Below are 15,136 nucleotides of genomic sequence, written 5' to 3'. Positions count from 1 at the left end.
GCTTAAGCACCTCCCGCTTTCAGATTAGCCAGGAATGGTGCATAACCATTCTCGCCCATCCAGAACTGCACCAGATTCGACACACCTACGCTGGTCAGAGTCGCACCGGAAAGTCCGTCGACCTTGTACTCTGCATCAGCGGTACCGGCACCAACCTTACCCTTGATCACAGCAAGTTTAGGGGTGTAAGAACCTTCTGCATAAACAGACTTACCCTGCCACAGACTCTTCCAGACAGGATTATCTACTTCACCACCCAGACCCGGTGTTTCAGCGTGCTCATAGAAGCCAAAACCACCAACGGTGTTCAGGTCACCTTCAAGAGAGATGAAACCGTACAGTGTAGACCACAGGCCATAGCCGTGAATCGGCAGAATCAATTTCTCAATCTCGCCCTGGTTTTCAACCATGTAAACCGGCATATAGCGGGCCTGACGGCGAATACTGGCGATATCCTGATCAGCGGTCAGCTGAATAGACTGAGACGGATCTTTAGCTGCCTGACGGGCATCGTAACCTTCAGCCTCAACAGCATCGGTGAACTTGCCGGTTTCCATATCCAGCATGCGGGTAGAAATCTGCTCGAACAGTTCATCTACCGATTTGCTGCTGTCAGAGATACCGGCAGCTGCCAGGATGTTGGATTTACGGTCAAGGTCTTTGTTGGCCTGCTGAGCAGGACGCAACATAACAGCCGCCGCAGATACAATGATCGAACAGACCACACACAGCGAAACGGCAACGGTAAGCGTCTTACCAATGGTATCGTTATTACTAGCCATTGCGTGCAATCCTCCGCTTGATGTTAGCCTGCATGACGAAGTTATCGATCAGCGGCGCAAAAAGGTTAGCGAACAGAATCGCCAGCATCATACCTTCCGGGAACGCAGGGTTAACTACACGGATCAGTACAACCATGATGCCCACCAGCGCACCAAAGTACCACTTACCCACGTTAGTCATGGAAGAAGATACAGGATCTGTAGCCATGAACATCATACCGAAGGCGAAACCACCCAGTACGAAGTGCCAGTAGAAAGGCATCGCGAACATTGGGTTCGAATCAGAACCGATCACGTTCAGCAGCGTAGAGGTTGCAACCATACCCAGGAAGACACCGGCAACAATGCGCCAGGCCGCAATACGGGCGAACAGAATAACCGCACCGCCAATCAGAATTGCCAGGGTAGACGTTTCACCAACAGAACCCGGAATGAAGCCCAGGAAGGCATCCATCCAGCTAACACCCTGTGCCATGATCGCATCAACGCCACCCAGTGCAGCCAGACCCAGAGGGGTAGCGCCGGAGAAACCGTCAACTGCAGTCCAGATTGCATCACCTGACATCTGCGCAGGATATGCGAAGAACAGGAATGCACGGCCAGTCAGTGCAGGGTTCAGGAAGTTTTTACCTGTGCCGCCGAATACTTCCTTACCGATAACAACACCGAAAGAAATACCCAGAGCAACCTGCCACAGCGGGATAGTTGCTGGCAGAATCAAGGAAAACAGAATAGAAGTTACGAAGAAACCTTCATTTACTTCATGGCCACGCTTCATGGCGAACAGGACTTCCCAGAAGCCGCCCACAACAAAGGTAACCGCATAGATAGGCAACCAGTAAACCGCACCGTGGATAATGTTATCCCAGATGCTGTTTGCATCGAATCCGGTCAGAGCGCCAGCAATTGCTCCACGCCAACCTTCAACTTCGGTCATACCCAGCTCAGCCATACCCATATTGGCCTGCAGACCAACATTGTAAAGACCGATTAAAATCGCTGGAAAAGTACACATCCATACCAGGATCATCATACGCTTCAGGTCAACCGCATCACGGATGTGCGCAGCTGCCTTGGTGACGTGACCCGGCGTGTAGAAGATAGTATCCGCAGCCTCATAAAGGGCGTACCAGTTTTCGTACTTACCGCCTTTATGGAAGTGAGGTTCCATCTTGTCGAGAATATTACGTAAGCTCATCTTCAGCCCTCTTTCTCGATCGTTGTCAGGTTATCCCGCAAGATCGGGCCATACTCATATTTGCCAGGGCAAGCGAACGTCATCAGTGCCAGATCTTCTTCATCTAGCTCCAGACAACCCAGCGCAATCGCGTTCTCCATATCACCGACAACCAGCGCACGCAGCAACTGAGTTGGCAGGATATCCAGTGGCATCAGTTCTTCAAACTGACCTACAGGCAACATTGCACGCTCAGAACCGTTAGTGGTTGTGGTGAATGCAAACTTTTTGCCTTTCGAGAACATCGAAGCAAACATATTCAGGACAGAGAACTTCTCACTGCCTGGTGCAACCCAGCCCATGAACTCACGCTCACGGCCTTCCAGCAGCACAGAAACCTGGTTGGCATAACGGCCCAGGTATGCAAACGCACCCTTGGCATTACGGCCGTTCAGGACTGAACCACTGATCACACGGTTATCACCGCTTACCAGACGGCCTGCAGTCAGCTCTTCCAGATCTGCGCCTACACGGGTACGCAACAGAGTCGGAGCACTTACCTGAGGTCCCGCCAGTGCCACGACACGGTCTGTAAATAATTTACCTGTAGTAAACAATTTACCGACTGCGATGACATCCTGGTAACCGATCGTCCAGACAGTTTTCTTTTCAGAAGCCGGATCCAGGAAGTGAATATGCGTACCGGCATTACCCGCCGGATGTACACCTGAGAACTCGGCAACATTAACACCATCAGCAGACGGCACATCAGCACCTGATGCTTTACACAGGTGAACCTTTGCCAGCTTACCCAGCAGTGTCAGACCGTGACTGAATGCTTCTTTCTGCTCAGCGATAATCACGGCAGGGTCTGCCGCCAGCGGATTAGTATCCATCGCTGTCACAAAGATTGATGATGGTTTTGTACCGGGAGCCGGTACTTTACTGAACGGTCGTGTCCGCAGCGCGGTCCACTGACCAGACGCAACCAGGTTTTCTTCAACCTGTTCCGCCGTCACTGACGCCAGCTCACTGGCATCAAATTTTGCAAACTCTACAGCTTCATCGCCATCGACTTCGATCACAACAGACTGCAAAGCCCTTTTCTCACCACGGTTAATTGCTTTAACCACACCTGCCGCAGGGGCTGTGTAATTAACACCAACCGTTTTTTTGTCGGTAAAGATCACTTGACCGAGTTTAACCCGGTCTCCCGCCTTGACCTGCATCGTAGGTTTCATACCTATGTAATCGAAGCCGATCACGGCGACGGTCTTTGCCTCAACAGCTGCAGATACAGACTGTTCAGGCGCGCCCGTTATAGGTAGATCCAGACCCTTGTTGATCTTGATCATCCGCCTCACCCAATTTCTATTATAATTTTTCAGGACTCCGGCCCTTCATCAGGGGTCTGACGCACAACTATTTGTTCACTTTTCAGGCAAAAAAATAGCCGTATGCCAGGCTCTGAATTCGGGTGGAGCTATCCCAACCTTAAAACTGGTCTAGTATAAGGTTCAGGCGGTAAATTTTCTACAAAACCGTCCTATAAACGACGGTTTTAGATCAAGAAATGAGTAACTCTCATATATCAATAAGGAATAGATATATTCCAAAATGATATATAAATTAAAAACCAAAAAAAACCGCCCAAAAGGACGGTTTTTCGTATATTTTTTAGACAATTAAGCGTCAGGGTGACGGGTCGCCTTAGGGAATGCCGGCAATGTGCACTGAGCCATGCGGTGCGCCATGCGGATAACCTGACAGCTGTAACCGAACTCGTTATCGTACCAAACGTACAGTACGCAACGGTTACCTTCAGCAATTGTCGCCAGAGAATCAACAACACCGGCTGCACGGGAACCGACAAAGTCGCTGGATACCGCTTCAGGAGAATTGCTGTAATCAATCTGCTTCTGCAGTGGAGAGTGCAGCGCCTGGTGACGCAGGAACGCGTTCAGCGTTTCTTTATCAGTCGGCTTATCCAGGTTCAGGTTCAGGATAGCCATAGAAACGTTTGGCGTAGGTACACGGATCGCATTACCGGTCAGCTTACCTTCCAGCTGTGGCAGCGCCTTGGATACCGCTTTCGCCGCACCTGTCTCAGTGATAACCATGTTCAGACCCGCAGCACGGCCGCGACGGTCACCTTTGTGGTAGTTATCAATCAGGTTCTGGTCGTTGGTGTACGCGTGAACAGTCTCAACGTGACCGTTAGTTACGCCGTACTCAGCGTCGATAGCTTTCAGTACCGGAGAAATAGCGTTAGTTGTACATGAAGCTGCAGACAGAACTGTATCGCTGTCTTCGATATCGCCGTGGTTAACACCCATAACGATATTCTTAACGCCTTTACCCGGTGCAGTCAGAGCAACCTTGGCAACACCCTTGGATTTCAGGTGCAGAGACAGACCTTCTTTGTCACGCCAGATACCGGTGTTATCCAGAACCAGCGCGTTGTTAATACCATGAGCGGTGTAATCAACCTGATCAGGACCGTCAGAGTAGATAACCTTGATCATGTTACCGTTAGCAATGATTGCCTGGTTTTCTTCATCAACACGGATAGTACCGCGGAAAGAACCGTGCACAGAGTCACGGCGCAGCAGGCTGGCACGCTTCTCAAGATCTTTGGCAGCCTTACCTTTACGTACAACAATTGCACGTAAACGCAGTGACTGACCACCACCGGTACGTTCGATCAGCAAACGCGCCAGCAGACGACCGATACGGCCAAAACCGTACAGCACAACATCAGTACCCTGAGATGCTTCAGCACCGATTACCGGAGCCAGCTCTTCAGCCAGGAAGTCTTCCAGAGACGCACCGTTACCTTCCTTACGGAATTTAACAGCCAGCTTACCCACGTCAACGTGAGCGCTGTTTACATCCATCTTGTCCAGTGCCTGAAGTACCGGGAAAGTATCAAAAACAGACAGTTCCTGATCTTCAACCTGACGTACAAAACGGTGGGCCTTCAACACATTCACGACTGAACGCTTGATAAGCAGGCGACCGTACACAGACGATTCAATGTTTTTATCACGGTACAGACGTCCGATCAGCGGGATCATCTCTTCAGCTAATGCTTCGCGACCTTTCCAGTCAGCTAACACTTGTTCTTGGCTCACGGCTTGCTCCAAAAATAGGCAATATAGAAGGTAGTCAAAATAGCAGCAATGTTTGCTGGCCGGCATTATCCTCTTTTCTCAGGCTGCGGGCAAATACCAATCGGGAATTTTTATCGTCAAAAGGTAGACTTGTCATAATTGAGCAACTCTGATGAAACCCCGGCAAAAAAACGTTTTCAGCAATTTTTGTAGTAAAAATACAAAGCTTTTCCGCTACGCTGACAACAACATATGTACATTTTGGAATTCCACCGTAACATAAGCAGCCTTTTAGCAGATTTAACAGGACATCAGTGCACGTGTTTGCCGCAGAATACCAGCTACCGGAAAAAGATGGCGATATCCGCCGCATAGGCTCCCTTTACGGCAGCGCCCGTGGATTACTCATTGCCGATATCGCCCGCCAGCATGACGGTTTACTGCTGTGCATCACGAACGACACCGATACCGCCACCCGGCTGGAAAGCGAAATACGTTTCTTCAGTCCGGAGAACACACCTGCTCCCCTCCTGTTTGCCGATTGGGAAACCCTGCCCTACGACAGCTTTTCCCCTCATCAGGACATTATATCCCAGCGTATCAGCACCCTTTACAGCCTGCCCCAACAGACAAAAGGCGTGTTGATTGTCCCGTTAAGCACACTGATGCACCGGATTGCGCCGCCGCGCTTTCTTGCAGGTAACGCACTGATGCTGGATACCGGCCAGACGTTGGACACCGACAAAATGCGTCATCAGCTGACCGATGCGGGCTACCGGCAAAGCGATAACGTTTATGAACACGGCGAATTTACTATCCGTGGCTCAATCATCGACATCTTTCCGATGGGCAGCCAGCTACCCTACCGGATTGACCTTTTCGATGACGAAATAGATACACTGCGCACCTTTGACCCGGAAACCCAGCGCTCACTGGATAAAGTAGACAGCATTCGTCTGTTGCCGGCCAAAGAATTCCCGTTTGATGCTGACGCCATCAGAGCCTTTAAACAGCACTGGCGGGAAACCTTTGACGTGGACTACAAACACTGCCCGACTTATCAGGATGTCAGCGCGGGTATCACGCCTCCAGGTATTGAGTACTATCACCCACTGTTTTTTGGCGACAGCGCCACGCTGTTCGACTACCTGCCGAATAACACCTTAGTGCTTGCCGAACATGATCTTGAACAGCACGCAGAACATTTCTGGCAGGAAGTAGGCAACCGTTACGAAGAACGCCGCTACGACATCGAAAAACCGATTTTACCACCGCAGCAACTGTTTCTTTCCAGCCAGGATCTGTTCAGCACACTTAAGCCTGCCCGCCGGGTTCAGCTACAAACAGACGACCTGACTGACAAAGCCGGCCGCTACAACCTGAGCTGCGCTGAGCCACCAACCCTGACGATCAATGCCCAGCACAGCCAGCCACTGGCAGATCTCAAAGCATTTCTCGACAGCTGCCAGGAACGGATTCTGTTCTGTGCCGAATCCGCCGGACGCCGGGAAGCACTGCTGGAATTACTGGCACGGATCGACATTAAACCGGTCATCACAGAAAGCCTGGAAACCTTTGTCGCTGCGGACGACACCATTTGCATCACTATATATCCACTCGAAAAAGGCCTGTCACTGCCCGGCAAATTTCAGCTGATCAGTGAAAACCAGCTGTTTGGCCAACAAGTATTCCAGCGCAGACGCCGTAGCCGGGACCAGGAACAGTCTGATCAGGTCATCCGTAACCTGACCGAACTGAACATTGGCTCACCAGTGGTGCACATCGATCATGGTGTCGGCCGCTATCAGGGTCTGATAACACTGGAACTGGATGCCCAGACTTCAGAATTCCTGATGCTGGAATATGCCAATGAATCAAAACTGTACGTACCGGTTGCCTCCCTGCACCTAATCAGCCGTTACAGCGGTGCCGGTGATGATCTGGCCCCGCTGCACCGCCTGGGAACCGAGCAGTGGAGCAAAGCCCGTCGCAAAGCCGCCGAAAAAGTTCGCGATACCGCCGCCGAACTACTGGATATATACGCCCGTCGCGCCGCCAGAAAAGGCTTCCGCTTCAGTGCACCGGATGAACACTACGCCAGCTTCAGCGCAGCCTTCCCGTTCGAAGAAACTGTCGATCAGGCCAATGCTATCCAGTCGGTCGTCAAAGACATGACCGCCAAACAGCCAATGGACCGCCTGGTATGCGGTGATGTTGGCTTCGGTAAAACTGAAGTAGCCATGCGGGCTGCCTTCATGGCCGTACAAAGCAGTAAACAGGTCGCAGTACTGGTACCTACGACCCTGCTTGCCCAGCAACACTATGAAAACTTTAAAGACCGCTTCGCCGACTGGCCGGTCAATGTGGAACTGATCTCGCGCTTTCGCAGCGGCAAACAGACCAATGCCGTACTGGATAAAATGGCAGAAGGTAAAATCGATATTGTTATCGGTACCCACAAACTGATCCAGAACGATATTAAATTTGCCGACCTCGGACTGGTCATCATCGATGAAGAACACCGCTTCGGGGTGCAGCAAAAAGAACGCCTCAAGTCACTGCGTTCACAGGTGGACATTCTGACCCTGACCGCCACCCCGATCCCGCGCACCCTGAACATGGCAATGTCCGGTATCCGCGACCTGTCGATTATCGCCACCCCACCGGCGAAACGCCTGTCAGTCAAAACCTTTGTGCGCCAGGCAGATACACCGCTGAAAAAAGAAGCCATTCTCCGGGAGCTTATGCGTGGCGGCCAGGTGTACTACCTGCATAACGAAGTTAAAACCATCGAACAGACCGCTGAAGAGATCCGCGCAATGATTCCTGAAGCCCGGGTTGGCGTTGGTCACGGTCAGATGCGTGAACGTGAACTTGAACAGGTCATGACTGACTTCTACCACAAGCGCTATAACGTACTGGTCTGCACCACCATTATTGAAACCGGCATCGACGTTCCGAATGCCAATACCATCGTTATCGACCGGGCGGATAAATTCGGCCTTGCGCAGCTGCACCAGTTACGTGGCCGTGTCGGACGGTCACATCACCAGGCATATGCTTACCTGATGACCCCCCATCCAAAAGCCATGACCAGCGACGCACACAAACGCCTCGAGGCCATCGAGTCGGCCCACGATCTTGGCGCCGGCTTCACGCTGGCAACCCATGACATGGAAATCCGCGGTGCCGGCGAACTGCTGGGTGAAGGCCAGAGCGGACAGATTCAGAGCATCGGCTTCTCTTTGTATATGGAAATGCTTGAACAGGCGGTTGAATCCATTAAAGAAGGCAAGACTCCGAATCTTGAACAGCCTCTGAAACAGGGCGTGGAAATCAATCTGAGACTGCCGGCGCTAATACCGGATGACTACCTGCCAGACGTTCACACCCGGCTGATCATGTATAAACGGATTGCTAATGCCCGCAACGACATTGAGCTCAAAGAACTGCAGATCGAAATGATCGACCGTTTCGGCATCCTGCCTGAACAGAGCAAGAACCTGTTCCGTCAGACCCTGCTTAAACTTCAGGCCGACAACTTGGGTATTGTAAAAATTGATGCAGGCAGCGAAACTGGACGTATTGAGTTTGCGACAGACACCAGGGTCGACCCGTTCACACTGGTCACCATGGTACAGAAACACCCGCAAAAGTACCGACTGGAAGGTGCCAGTCAGCTAAAGTTCACCTCGAACATGGATAAAATAGAGCAACGTTTTAACTTTATAGAACAACTGCTTACACAACTGGCCAAACAATCATGATAAGTAACACATTACGCCACATTCTCATCACCCTAAGCCTGACAGTATCACTGGCTGCCAGCCAGGCCTGGGCAGCCACTTCAAACTATAAAGTAGAAGTCATGGTATTCAGCTATGAAGGAAGCGATACACTGGACGACGAAGCCTGGCCTGAAATCACCAGCATCCCGGAAGTTCCTAATGCCCGCAGCCTTGGCTACCGGGAAAATGGCAGCGGCTACTTTACCCGCCTTGGCCGCAACTCACTCAGCATGACCCGCCGCCAGGCCGCACTGAGCAACAGCCCTGATTATCGGGTACTGTTTCATGAAGCCTGGATTCAACCGGTTGGCAGCACCAAAGGCCGTCATACAATCCGCATTACCGGTGGCAGCATTCTGGACAACGGCTTATACGAGCTGGATGGCTACATCTCTGTTGATAAAGGCCGGTACCTGCACTTCCGTAACAATCTGTTTATCAACCGCCAGCTAACACCCGCTCAGAGCCAGCGCCTGATCCGCATGAATCAGCCAGCTCCTGAGGCAGTCACTGAACCGGAACAGCCAGCTATTTCTACTGTATTTGGTGATTCACCCGAAACCACCATCATTAACGACATTCCAACCAACAACATAGTCGCAGACTTTCTGACGGCCCAGATGGAAAGTGGCCGACGCATGCGTCGTGATGAAGTTCATTATATTGATCACCCACTGATGGGCATTCTTGTTTACATTACCCGCTACGAACCGGGCAACTGATCCCCCCCTCTGATACTTTCCGCCGACAGCTGTCGGCGGACAAGGCCCCCACTGTTCCATTTGCGACATCCGACTACCTGCTCAAAATATCATCAAGTACAATTGTCCGGCTGAACCATTTACAGACAGGTATCACTATGCAGCCACATCCACTCTTCATTTACGGCAGCTTGCTGGACAAAGACATCCTCAGCTGCGTGCTTGGCCGTGAGATCGACCCCGATATGGTCTGCCCTGCCCGTCTGGCTGACTTTGCAACTCACACGTACCCCAACGAAAGCTTTCCCCTGCTCAAGTCCAGCCCCGGCAACTTTGCCACCGGGGAAGTTGTATACGGACTGACAGAAACCGATTTTGACCGGATTAATTTTTACGAGGGGGATGAATACGGCTTTGGAGAGCTACAGGCCGAACTGACCGACGGCTCACTGATTACCGCCATTTACAACCGTTCAGAACCCATTGAAGCCAACACACCCGAATGGAACCTGACATGCTGGCAAAGGGATGAAAAACCAACCTTCATGAGCATGTGTGAACGCTATATGGCGCTGTATGGCACCATGACCATTGATGAAGCTGATGTCATCTGGCAACAGCTGGTAAAAGAAAACCAGACTCAAAAATCCCGGTTATCAGCCAACACTCTGCCTGATAACCACACACCTGAAGAGCGCCTGGAAGAAAGCTTTTAAAACGGCCAGTTGCCTGTAATAGGGGCGTTAAGGTATAACGCCCCTATGGATAACACAGAAAAACCTGCCAGCTTTGATACCAGCGTACTGACAGGTTTACAGCTGGATGTACGCAGCTATACTGCTGATTCCAAATCCCACAGCCATGACTATCACCAGTTGGTGTTACCCGTATCCGGCAATCTGGATATCCGGATAGACAACACCAGCGGTCAGGTAGATACCTGCCAGGGGGCTATTATTGCCGCCGGCGCTGCTCATGAATTCGCAGCTGAAGGAAGCAATCACTTTCTGGTGGCAGATATCCCTTACTCCCTTGCCAGACAACTCGAACAACTGCCCGCCTTTATTGAGCTGGATGACAGCCTCAGCCACTACGTGCAGTTCCTGCACAGCCAGATTACCAGCCAGCAAACGCAGCAGCCGCCATCCAGCCAGCAACAAATGTTATTGCTGCTGATCCAGCTGCTGAACGAACGGTTCGCCAACACAAAGATTAACCCTGACGCCCGAATTACTGCGGTTAAACACTATATAGATACCCATTACGCCGAAGCCGTAACAGCCGAGCAACTTGCAGCAACAGCTAACCTCAGCCCACGACAGCTGGGCCAGATATTTAAAGCTGAAACGGGCATGACACCCCAACAATACTTGCTGGAAAAACGCATGCAAACTGCCTGGTTGCTGCTCAGTAACACACAGGAACCGATACAGATCATTGCAGACAAAGTCGGCTACCGGAACCTGGCTGCATTCAGCGACCGCTTCCGTAAACATTTCGGTCATTCACCCCGTTACTTCCGCCTGCACGGCGAATAAACTCCATCGCAGCAAAATATTCCTCCGTTACGACAAAGCCGCAGCAAATACATTCACATACACTGGCAGTACTTAATCATCCTTATCAGGTAATGCTATGAAACAACACCAGGCCACACTGATTGGCTTCAGTGCGATACTGCTCTGGGGAACCCTCGCCCTCTTCACGCGACTGACTGACGGACTTATCCCGCCGTTTCAGCTCATGGCAATGAGCTTTGGAATTGCCTTCCTGCTTATGCTGAGCCGGTTTATATTCCAGGGGCACCTAGGCCTGCGGCACCTGAAACAGCCTAAACGGGTATGGCTGTTGGGAATCGGTGGATATTTCGGCTACCACTTTTGCTTTTTCAGCGCGATGCAACTGGCGCCGGCAGTCGAAGTCAGCCTTCTCGCCTATCTGTGGCCATTACTGATCGTTTTACTGGCAGGTATGCTGCCTGGGGAATCCCTGACACTGAAACATATCGGTGGGGCCTTGCTGGCACTGCTGGGTTGCTGGCTGCTGATCAGTAAACCGGATAGCGGCTTCGACAGCCGTTATATCAACGGCTACTTACTGGCATTAAGCTGTGCCTTTATCTGGTCAGGCTACTCAGTACTAAGTCGACTGATCAGCCAGGTATCAACCGATACGGTTGCCTGGTTTTGCGCAGCAACTTCCATACTTGCACTGCTTTGCCACCTCACGCTGGAAACCACCGTCTGGCCGGAAAAAGCCAGCCACTGGGCAGGCATTATCGGCCTGGGCATTGGCCCGGTAGGCATCGCATTTTTTACATGGGATTATGGTATCAAACGGGGCAACCTTCAGTTACTCGGCGTACTGGCGTATGCCGCACCGCTTATATCAACCTTGCTACTGGTCGCTGCCGGCTTAGCAGACGCCAGTTGGACGCTTGCCATTGCCAGCCTGACCATTGTTGCCGGATCACTGATTGCCGGCACCGCCAAAAAAGGTCGAATAAAAACCACCTGAAGCCCGCACCTCAAACTTCAGCTCAGCCAGCTGACCACATTATATCTGGCCACTGGCTGACAGCAGGCTCAGCGATTACTGGAAGATCTCACGGGTGAGCCAGTCTTTGGTGTCGATCCCCAGGTACTTTTCAACTTCCTGCCGGATATACAGCGCCTGCTTTTTCTCGGCAAAACCCTCTGTTAAAGGGATATCTTCACCGGTATGAGGTACAGCGTACACCACGAATAAAACTGAATAGCCACTGGCAGAAAATGCCTTTTTCTTCAGCACATACAACTGCTTGATATCACGTGTCTCCACCTGCTTAACCCCAACCCAGGGAAGCGGAGAATAGCCAACACTAATATGCTGATCCGTTATCAGAATATTGGTTTTGTTGACGCAGCCAACGATAAAGAAATAAGCCCAGAGAAGAACCAGGACAACCCAGACAGGAAATGGAAAACCAAGAAAAGAACCGGCCCCATAGAGAACAGCTAAAATCAGTATACTGAACAGAATATTACTTAACCGGAACCAGTTATAAGCAATCTCTACCTGATTATATCTGCGTTTAACATGCATTTTTTTAGGCAAATCCATGCCTGTATAATTCGCCATATCACATCCCTGTATGACTGTATTTCAGAACCGCTACCAAAAACGGTAGCGACTTAACACACCATCGATAACACTATCCTTGCAATCGCGTATCGATCAAACCGGCTAATCCATATGTATACCGGCACGGCATTATCGCAATAATCTACAGTAGCACGTATTAATATTCAACCAGCACTACTTCCACTGAAGTAACGATACACTCAACAACCGAGCCGCCAAAACCTGCCTGCTTACTCCGGCCCGGAAGCTTCCGCCAGGCGTACAGCGTCCGGAATATGTACCGTCTGAGTGGGAAAGGCAAAATCCGCCTCATTGGACTGAACAATGTCAATCACCCTGCTCAGCACATCCTGCTTAATCTCATGATACTGAACCCAGTCAGTCGTGCGGGTAAAGGTATAAATAAAGAAATCCAGCGATGAAGCACCAAAGCTGTTCAGATTCACAATCAGCGTCTGATTAGCATCAATATCCGGATGCTGCTGCAACATCGCTTTAATATCAGCAATCACAGCCGCCACCTTAGGCGCATCTTCATAGCGCAGACCAATATTTTCATAGATACGCCGGTTAGTCATCCGGGAAGGGTTTTCTACAGAAATATTGGTAAACGTGGCATTCGGTACGTACAGCGGACGCTTATCAAAGGTACGGATACAGGTCTGCCGCCAGCCAATATCCTCAACAGTACCTTCGATTTCCTGATCAGGTGAACGGATCCAGTCCCCTACCTTGAACGGCCTGTCCAGATATATCATCAACCCACCAAAGAAGTTCGCCAGCAGATCTTTGGCTGCAAAACCGATGGCCAGACCACCGATACCACCAAACGCCAGCACCCCGGAAATGCTGTAGCCGAAGCTCTGCAAGACCACCAGCGCAGACGTCACAAAAATCGACGCTCTTAACAGCTTACCCATGGCGCCAACCGTGGTCTGGTCCATAGGCTTAGTGGTTTTTTCAGGGCTGACCAGCGCAATTTCTGCCCGGCGAATAAAGCGAATCAGAAACCATGCAATCGTGACAATAACCAGTACCCGGCGGGCAGGATCTGCAACGCTCATAAAATCAGAGCCTGTGCTGCGATCCACCACATTCAGCGCCCAGCTGCCGCCAATTACCCAAATCATAAGGGCAACCGGTTTCCTGGCAGCCAGCAACAAAATGTCATCCCAGATATTACGGGTTTTAGCCAGCTGTTCAGCCAGACGGTTAAACATCCGGTTTGAGAAAAAATTGGCCAGCATTGTGAGAAAAACGATACTGAAAACAACCACAATCCAGCTGTTATCAACATGGCCGGCAATCAGGTTTTGCCACCACTGCTCAAACGCAATCATCTTATTCTCCATCATGACTCACTGTAATCTCAGACTTAGCTTTCCATCAGTAACTTTGCCGTCTGCGAGGCAGTCTGCCAGCGGGGATCTGCACGCAAAGCTTCCTGCTCAGGTTTCTGACGGGCCAGCATTTTAGCAATACGCTCAGATCCCTGATGCTGGATTTCATTCAGATAATCCAAAACCTGCAGCGCCGCTACCCGGTCGTTACAAACCAACAACATATCACAGCCAGCTTCCAGCGCCCGCTCCGCCCGCTGACGATAATCACCGGCAACACTGGCCCCTTCCATCGTCAGGTCATCACTGAAAATAACCCCGTCAAAGTTAAGATCCGCCCGTAAAACCTGCTGTAGCCAGTGCTCAGAAAAACCGGCCGGCTGTTCATCTATCTGAGAATAAATAACATGGGCAGGCATTACCGCATCAAGCCCCTGTGCAGCCAGCGCCCGGAAAACAGCCATATCCTGGTCATCAATCTCAGCCATACCCCGCTCATCCCGGGGAATCTCATGATGGGAATCCGCCACTACCCAGCCGTGCCCGGGGAAGTGTTTACCTGTTGCCGCCATACCTGCTGTGTGCATGCCCTTTATAAACGCCGTACTCAACGCAGTCACATCGTCCTTTGACGCCGCAAAAGCACGGTCACCGATCACTTCACTGCGTCCAAAGTCCAGATCAAGCACCGGTGCAAAACTGATATCCACACCGTAGACCAGCAATTCACTGGCCATCAGCCAGCCCAGTTGCTCAGCCATACCACAGGCGCGTTCAGGCTCGGTTACATATACCTTGCCCAGCTTCCCCATTGGCGGAATACGGATGAAGCCTTCCCGGAAACGCTGCACCCGGCCACCTTCCTGATCCACTGCAATCAGAATCCCAGGATTACAACGACGAATATCCTTCACCAGTGCATCCAGCTGTTCACATGATTCAAAGTTACGGGCAAACAGAATCAAACCGCCTACCTGAGGATCTTTAAGCAACTGACGATCTTCATCGGTCAGGCTCAGACCTTCAACATCAAGCATTAAACAACCAGACATATAACTCTCTCTTATTTACACAGACAATACGGACCAGACAGCTGCCAGGCCGGAACAGAT

At 51.1% G+C, this 15,136-nt stretch carries 12 protein-coding genes; 5 read left to right on the top strand and 7 right to left on the bottom strand.

Going from position 1 to position 15,136, the window contains the following annotated elements; translation table 11 throughout:
• Positions 1-2: 2 nt before the first annotated feature.
• From JYB63_RS00380 to JYB63_RS00365, 4 genes are all read right to left on the bottom strand, one after another.
• Entirely contained in the window at positions 3-782 is a 780-nt protein-coding gene (locus JYB63_RS00380) for a Na(+)-translocating NADH-quinone reductase subunit C (RefSeq protein WP_205655762.1), read from the bottom strand.
• Positions 775-1,980: an NADH:ubiquinone reductase (Na(+)-transporting) subunit B gene (locus tag JYB63_RS00375; RefSeq protein WP_205655761.1), complete on the bottom strand. Its 1,206-nt coding sequence runs from the start codon at positions 1,978-1,980 to the stop codon at positions 775-777. Before JYB63_RS00375 ends, JYB63_RS00380 begins: the two co-directional genes overlap by 8 nt.
• Positions 1,981-1,982: 2 nt before the next feature.
• Positions 1,983-3,314, bottom strand: a complete 1,332-nt coding sequence (locus JYB63_RS00370) for a Na(+)-translocating NADH-quinone reductase subunit A (RefSeq protein WP_205655760.1) — start codon at positions 3,312-3,314, stop codon at positions 1,983-1,985.
• Positions 3,315-3,644: 330 nt separating this feature from the next.
• A complete protein-coding gene (locus JYB63_RS00365; RefSeq protein WP_205655759.1) occupies positions 3,645-5,093 on the bottom strand; it encodes a glyceraldehyde-3-phosphate dehydrogenase in 1,449 nt (482 codons plus the stop codon).
• Positions 5,094-5,392: 299 nt separating this feature from the next.
• Between JYB63_RS00365 and mfd the strand changes: the two genes are divergently transcribed.
• The 5 genes from mfd (at position 5,393) to yddG (ending at position 12,078) form a co-directional block, all read left to right on the top strand.
• Positions 5,393-8,839: a transcription-repair coupling factor gene (gene mfd / locus JYB63_RS00360; RefSeq protein ID WP_205655758.1), complete on the top strand. Its 3,447-nt coding sequence runs from the start codon at positions 5,393-5,395 to the stop codon at positions 8,837-8,839.
• Complete coding sequence (locus tag JYB63_RS00355; RefSeq protein ID WP_205655757.1) at positions 8,836-9,582, top strand: CsiV family protein; 747 nt, start codon at positions 8,836-8,838, stop codon at positions 9,580-9,582. Before mfd ends, JYB63_RS00355 begins: the two co-directional genes overlap by 4 nt.
• A gap of 137 nt (positions 9,583-9,719) precedes the next feature.
• Entirely contained in the window at positions 9,720-10,277 is a 558-nt protein-coding gene (locus JYB63_RS00350) for a gamma-glutamylcyclotransferase family protein (RefSeq protein WP_205655756.1), read from the top strand.
• A 45-nt stretch (positions 10,278-10,322) separates the two neighbouring features.
• Positions 10,323-11,099, top strand: a complete 777-nt coding sequence (locus tag JYB63_RS00345; protein WP_205655755.1) for a helix-turn-helix domain-containing protein — start codon at positions 10,323-10,325, stop codon at positions 11,097-11,099.
• 97 nt (positions 11,100-11,196) lie between these two features.
• On the top strand, positions 11,197-12,078 hold the full coding sequence (gene yddG, locus JYB63_RS00340) for an aromatic amino acid exporter YddG (protein WP_205655754.1): 882 nt from the start codon (positions 11,197-11,199) through the stop codon (positions 12,076-12,078).
• Between the two features lie 75 nt (positions 12,079-12,153).
• Here yddG and JYB63_RS00335 read toward each other — a convergent pair whose 3' ends face one another.
• The 3 genes from JYB63_RS00335 to nagZ form a co-directional block, all read right to left on the bottom strand.
• On the bottom strand, positions 12,154-12,681 hold the full coding sequence (locus tag JYB63_RS00335; RefSeq protein ID WP_205655753.1) for a hypothetical protein: 528 nt from the start codon (positions 12,679-12,681) through the stop codon (positions 12,154-12,156).
• Positions 12,682-12,914: 233 nt separating this feature from the next.
• Entirely contained in the window at positions 12,915-14,024 is a 1,110-nt protein-coding gene (locus JYB63_RS00330; protein ID WP_205655752.1) for a mechanosensitive ion channel family protein, read from the bottom strand.
• Between the two features lie 35 nt (positions 14,025-14,059).
• Positions 14,060-15,076, bottom strand: a complete 1,017-nt coding sequence (nagZ, locus tag JYB63_RS00325; RefSeq protein ID WP_243431763.1) for a beta-N-acetylhexosaminidase — start codon at positions 15,074-15,076, stop codon at positions 14,060-14,062.
• Positions 15,077-15,136: the final 60 nt, after the last annotated feature.

This window comes from Aliamphritea spongicola, assembly GCF_017051665.1.
Lineage (GTDB): Bacteria > Pseudomonadota > Gammaproteobacteria > Pseudomonadales > Balneatricaceae > Amphritea > Amphritea spongicola.
This window is presented reverse-complemented; position numbering and strand designations above follow the sequence as displayed.

Bases quoted from the DNA above. Each gene is read 5' to 3' on its own strand.
- JYB63_RS00375 (WP_205655761.1), bottom strand. From the start codon at position 1,980: ATGAGCTTACGTAATATTCTCGACAAGATGGAACCTCACTTCCATAAA.
- JYB63_RS00335 (WP_205655753.1), bottom strand. From the start codon at position 12,681: ATGGCGAATTATACAGGCATGGATTTGCCTAAAAAAATGCATGTTAAA.
- yddG (WP_205655754.1), top strand. From the start codon at position 11,197: ATGAAACAACACCAGGCCACACTGATTGGCTTCAGTGCGATACTGCTC.
- JYB63_RS00345 (WP_205655755.1), top strand. From the start codon at position 10,323: ATGGATAACACAGAAAAACCTGCCAGCTTTGATACCAGCGTACTGACA.
- JYB63_RS00370 (WP_205655760.1), bottom strand. From the start codon at position 3,314: ATGATCAAGATCAACAAGGGTCTGGATCTACCTATAACGGGCGCGCCT.
- nagZ (WP_243431763.1), bottom strand. From the start codon at position 15,076: ATGTCTGGTTGTTTAATGCTTGATGTTGAAGGTCTGAGCCTGACCGAT.
- JYB63_RS00355 (WP_205655757.1), top strand. From the start codon at position 8,836: ATGATAAGTAACACATTACGCCACATTCTCATCACCCTAAGCCTGACA.
- JYB63_RS00380 (WP_205655762.1), bottom strand. From the start codon at position 782: ATGGCTAGTAATAACGATACCATTGGTAAGACGCTTACCGTTGCCGTT.
- JYB63_RS00350 (WP_205655756.1), top strand. From the start codon at position 9,720: ATGCAGCCACATCCACTCTTCATTTACGGCAGCTTGCTGGACAAAGAC.
- JYB63_RS00330 (WP_205655752.1), bottom strand. From the start codon at position 14,024: ATGATTGCGTTTGAGCAGTGGTGGCAAAACCTGATTGCCGGCCATGTT.